At 37.5% G+C, this 4,411-nt stretch carries 4 protein-coding genes and 1 pseudogene; 4 read left to right on the plus strand and 1 reads right to left on the minus strand.

Annotated features, from left to right (window positions below; translation table 11 throughout):
• The coding region (locus F908_RS14550; protein WP_005163986.1) for a relaxase family protein at positions 1-1,680 on the plus strand (1,680 nt) is incomplete at its 5' end.
• Positions 1,681-1,732: 52 nt separating this feature from the next.
• Here F908_RS14550 and F908_RS14555 read toward each other — a convergent pair.
• Entirely contained in the window at positions 1,733-2,221 is a 489-nt protein-coding gene (locus F908_RS14555) for a hypothetical protein (protein ID WP_005163987.1), read from the minus strand.
• Between the two features lie 68 nt (positions 2,222-2,289).
• Here F908_RS14555 and F908_RS14560 point away from each other — a divergent pair, with 68 nt between their 5' ends.
• From F908_RS14560 to F908_RS14570, 3 genes and pseudogenes are all read left to right on the plus strand, one after another.
• A complete protein-coding gene (locus tag F908_RS14560) occupies positions 2,290-2,640 on the plus strand; it encodes a hypothetical protein (RefSeq protein WP_005163990.1) in 351 nt (116 codons plus the stop codon).
• 1,059 nt (positions 2,641-3,699) lie between these two features.
• Positions 3,700-4,074 carry a plasmid mobilization relaxosome protein MobC gene (gene mobC, locus F908_RS14565; RefSeq protein ID WP_005163993.1) on the plus strand — a complete coding sequence of 125 codons (375 nt, stop codon included), beginning with the start codon at positions 3,700-3,702 and terminating at the stop codon, positions 4,072-4,074.
• Positions 4,071-4,411 (plus strand): annotated as a pseudogene (locus F908_RS14570) (hypothetical protein); the annotation flags it as partial. The gene mobC and the pseudogene F908_RS14570, both read left to right, overlap by 4 nt.

A 4,411-nucleotide genomic window follows, 5' to 3' on the forward strand; every position in this document is an offset into this window, starting at 1 on the left:
CCTGGTCTTAAACCTGATCAATACCGAGTTGTTTGGATTGAACACCGAGATAAAGAAAATACGGAAACCGGAGATAAGCGTTTAGAGCTTAATTTTTTAATTCCGAATGTAGAAATTAGCACAGGGAAACGGTTACAGCCTTTCTTTGCTAAAGCCGATTTGAATCGAGTCGATGATTTTAAAACGATTGTTAATCACAAATATCAACTTTTTGACCCTGATGATCCTATTAATCGGCGATCAATAAAAATTGCAAAGGACTTACCGCAGGACAAAAAAGATTTTATTAGTGCGATGAATACAGAAGTTGCTTTGGCAATTACTGACGGGCTAGTCAGTGATCGTGAAAGTCTTAAGGAATGGATGACTCGCATTGGTTTAGAAATCACCCGTATTACGAAGAATCAAATATCAGTAAAAAATCCGAATAATCCAGAGGGCAAACCAATCCCTCTCAGAGGTGAGTTTTATGAGCAGAACTTCCGACATTCTGAACAAAGCGAAGATCTTAAGAGAGCAGCATCAGAACGATATAGACAAGAAGCTGATAGCAGATATGCAAACAGCATTGAAAGATACGGAAAACTTTGTGAATCAAAGAGTCGGTATCATCTCGAACGATTTGGAACAAGAGATAGAACAGACTCAGAAAAGCTTACAAGACAACTTACAGGGCAAGAAAACGAGCATACAAGCGAATATAAATACAATGGGGGAGAACTTGAGCAAGGATACCAAAGCCCTGCAGGAGAGCTTAAAGGCGCAAATAAAGAGCATGAATGCGGACTTGCAGACATTGAGCGGATTGAGCCAAGCAACAGCAGAGCAAGCGAAGCTGAAAAAAGCCCTTTTTTCATCGAATATAGTCCTAGCTTTGATAGCACTTACTTTGCTTATATCGAGTATATGTCTCGGTTACGTCAGCAAAAGCAAATACAGCGACATCACAGCGATGGAGAACAAAGTCGAGTATCTGAAATCCGAAGGGGGGAGTCTGAATATTCGGAAGTGTGGGGACGAGAAGGACTGGCGTTGGTGCGTTCAAATAGATCCGACAGTGGAGAAGCTTTACAACAACAAATTCGCAGTAGTACAGGAAACCAATTGAATGAATCTCGAAGCACAATTATTGCAGATTATCGAACAGCATCAACAGCAGCTCAAAGAACAACAGAAGCAGTTAGAGCAAGCCTTACAGCTTATTCAGGCACAGAACAGAACAATAGAAGAATTAGAGAAATACAACAACGAACTTACGCAGCACTGCAATCATCTGATAGATCAGCGAGACGAGATGGTAAAGATCATCCACCAGCTACAGAATCCGACTTTATCAGCCGATTTATTGCAAAACTTGGAGAACAGCTTAAAACAGCGATTACAGAGCCATTTAGAGCAGTTAGTGACTGGCTTGAGCATCGAGGATTTAGCAAAGACGATAATAGAGCACATCTTGCCGCAGATGGTGGAGGACGAGATCAAAAGCCAATTGAATCCCCTGACCGAGCCATTGATCGAAAAACTGAGTTCAGTAGAGCAATATCAACAGAATTTAGAGGGATTAATCCAGCAAATATCTTCTCGGCTCTAGATAAACTTGATCAGCGCAGAGAGTTGCAACGAGCGCAAGAACATGCAAGTAAGAGTGATCGTGGCTATGACTCTCCAAGCCCATTTTGACAGTTCAATCAGCGTAAAAGTAATAATTCAAACAGCTGTCTGGATTATTACTCTATTTTGAGGGAATTTTATCTTCGCCCTTTGAATAATCTATAGCTTTATCATAGTTACTGTTATTCATTAGTGGGTTTTTACTTAAGCTTTCAGAACATTCTTTATGAATATCCATGAATCTTTCTGAAACTTCTTTTTTACTAAAAATTTGACTCTTAATTAAACTGGCTTCTTTCATCAATGATTGATAGCTAAAAGGTAATGGTAAGTCCTTATCTATAACAGTTTGTATACTGTTTAAGGCAGTTCTAGACACATTCTCATCAGCTTTCTTTAATGACATTCTTCCGAGATAAGCACTTTTATAGTGACTTATAGTCCTTGTGATAAAGACACTATAAGTAAAACATTGAGGGTAAGTATTATCATATTGAACAGTTTTAGACGTTCCATTTTCATAAACTGTCATCGTTCCTATATTGCTTTGTGCAAAGATAGGCTGAAATGAAAAGAGTGTAATTGGAAAAAGTAGAAGTAAGTTTCGCATTTGATTAACCGATATATTAAATATATTAAGTATATAATTTTTATTAACTTAAAGGATGTTATCTAGTAATGGTAGAAATAAGAATATCAAATATAAATGGGCTAATACTTCCTCCTGCTCCAGATGGATGCTCAGTCCGATTGGCTGTTAATCCAGCGGATAATGGAATGGCTTTTGATAGTCCATTTTCAGACTATATATTAAGCTGTCTTAGTGATGTATCAGTCAAAGATATAATTGAGTATACGCTCCTACTTCTTCAACTACAGAAAGACGATATGGGAACAAGGAGTGTACATATTGAAAAGATTGAAATTAATGTAAATGCGCTATCTGAAGAAGAAATTAGAAGAAAAGTTGATGAGGCTATTAAGGAAAAAATAGATTCAACTATTTCTGAGTCCGAAAAAAATCAATAAAAACGCACTTTTCTGTAACTGAAATGCAAAAGCCCTTGTTTTCACAAGGGCTTTTGACTTAAATTCGATGGCGTTACAGTTAAATGATGCTTGCAACATCGTTTAACGAAAGATCAGCAGAGTTGACGCTCGTACTGATATTCACACAAAGGCTTATGTAACAACCAAGCTCTATTCTAAAGAGTTTGATCAGTGACACAAGACCCAAAATGTAAAAAAATTTCGTTAATCGTATTTAAGTCCATCATTTAAACCATTTTTTGGTTCGCTCACTACGTCTGTACAAAAGATTAAGTTAGTAAGTGCGACTTTTTTATATGTCGGCTTAGTCTTTCGTGGCTTTGGTGTGCAGGTGGACAAGCGACGGCAGGCATCAAAGGCTAAAGGTTTATACCGCTCTCAAATCTGATGTATTGCACTATTGAGGGGACGCAGGGAATAAGTTGGTCGATTGTTTAAGTGGTACGTTGGGTAATCCCCTCACCGAGATAACAAGCCAATGAGAGAGAAAGGCGTGTGCAGGGTAGAGATTCAGCTCTATAAGTACTCTCTTGCGAAGTGATCTGGGCGCATCTCACTTTGTACTGATTTGAAAGCGACAGCGGCTCCATACCGTGATGCATCAGTAATATTCAAATATCTGAGCTAATTTTTAAAAATTGGCGAAGGTAGGGTGAATATTACCGAAAATCTGCTCTAGCTCACCACCCGTGATGAGCAAAGCGAAGAACGGTGGGGAGATTAGAGCAGATTAAGAACATTGTTTTTAGATGATTCATGCCAACTTTTGATTTATATTGTTATTTGAATAATTCCTTTTTTCTAGTTTTAAAAATAATAAAAATCAGAGTTGCATTTAAATAAACCAAAAATTTACCTAAGCATAAATTATTTTAAAAACTATATTAAAATAGTCCATGCGATAAATGAGGAGCAAGGATACACAATAGGTACTTTTTTTAGTGCTACGCACTTTCAAAAAGTATACCTATCGTGACCTTGTTCAGGGGGACAAGCCCCCCGAAACCCCCAACCGCCTAGAACCAGAATGAGGTGCCTATGGCAAAAGAATATAAACACGAAATTCAGTTTGAAAAGAAGAGACCAGTTCGAACCAAAGTTGTGAAAGTTACTTTGTTCGATTCAGAGTTCAAACTTTTAGAAGATAAAAATCCTTATAACTCTGTAGCTAAGCTATTGAGAGAGTCAGCTTTAAAAGCTGTTAAACAAGAAGATGTACATACGAGTACATATTCAAAACTTGATCGAGATTTCATTCTTGAATTAAGTCGAATCGGTACGAACATCAATCAAATTTCAAAAGCCATAAATACAAATATTGCGAGAGAAGAACCGTTTGAAGCTGTGAAGTTACTCCACCTCTTGATAGGTATTGATGAAACCTTGAAAAAGCTTAAGGAGTCAGTCCAATGATTGTGGAGTTTTTTAAAAGAGGACGGGGCAAATCTAGTGGCCCAATAGGTTATTTTCTTGGAAAAAATTTAGACAGAGAACATGCAAAATTATTATCTGGGGATTTAGATGAAGTTGCAGAACTGATCGACAGCTCGCCTTACGTAAAAAAATATACGGCAGGGTGCTTATCATTTTTTGAAGATGATCTATCAGATGCAAAGAAAAAAAACATAATGGCTGCATTTGAAAAAACACTGTTCCCTGGTCTTAAACCTGATCAATACCGAGTTGTTTGGATTGAACACCGAGATAAAGAAAATACGGAAACCGGAGATAAGCGTTTAGAGCTTAATTT

This window comes from Acinetobacter sp. NIPH 284 (assembly GCF_000369425.1).
Classification (GTDB): domain Bacteria; phylum Pseudomonadota; class Gammaproteobacteria; order Pseudomonadales; family Moraxellaceae; genus Acinetobacter.

Excerpts from the sequence above, each read along its gene's own strand:
- mobC (WP_005163993.1), top strand. The coding sequence starts at position 3,700 with ATGGCAAAAGAATATAAACACGAAATTCAGTTTGAAAAGAAGAGACCA.
- F908_RS14555 (WP_005163987.1), bottom strand. The coding sequence starts at position 2,221 with ATGCGAAACTTACTTCTACTTTTTCCAATTACACTCTTTTCATTTCAG.
- F908_RS14560 (WP_005163990.1), top strand. The coding sequence starts at position 2,290 with ATGGTAGAAATAAGAATATCAAATATAAATGGGCTAATACTTCCTCCT.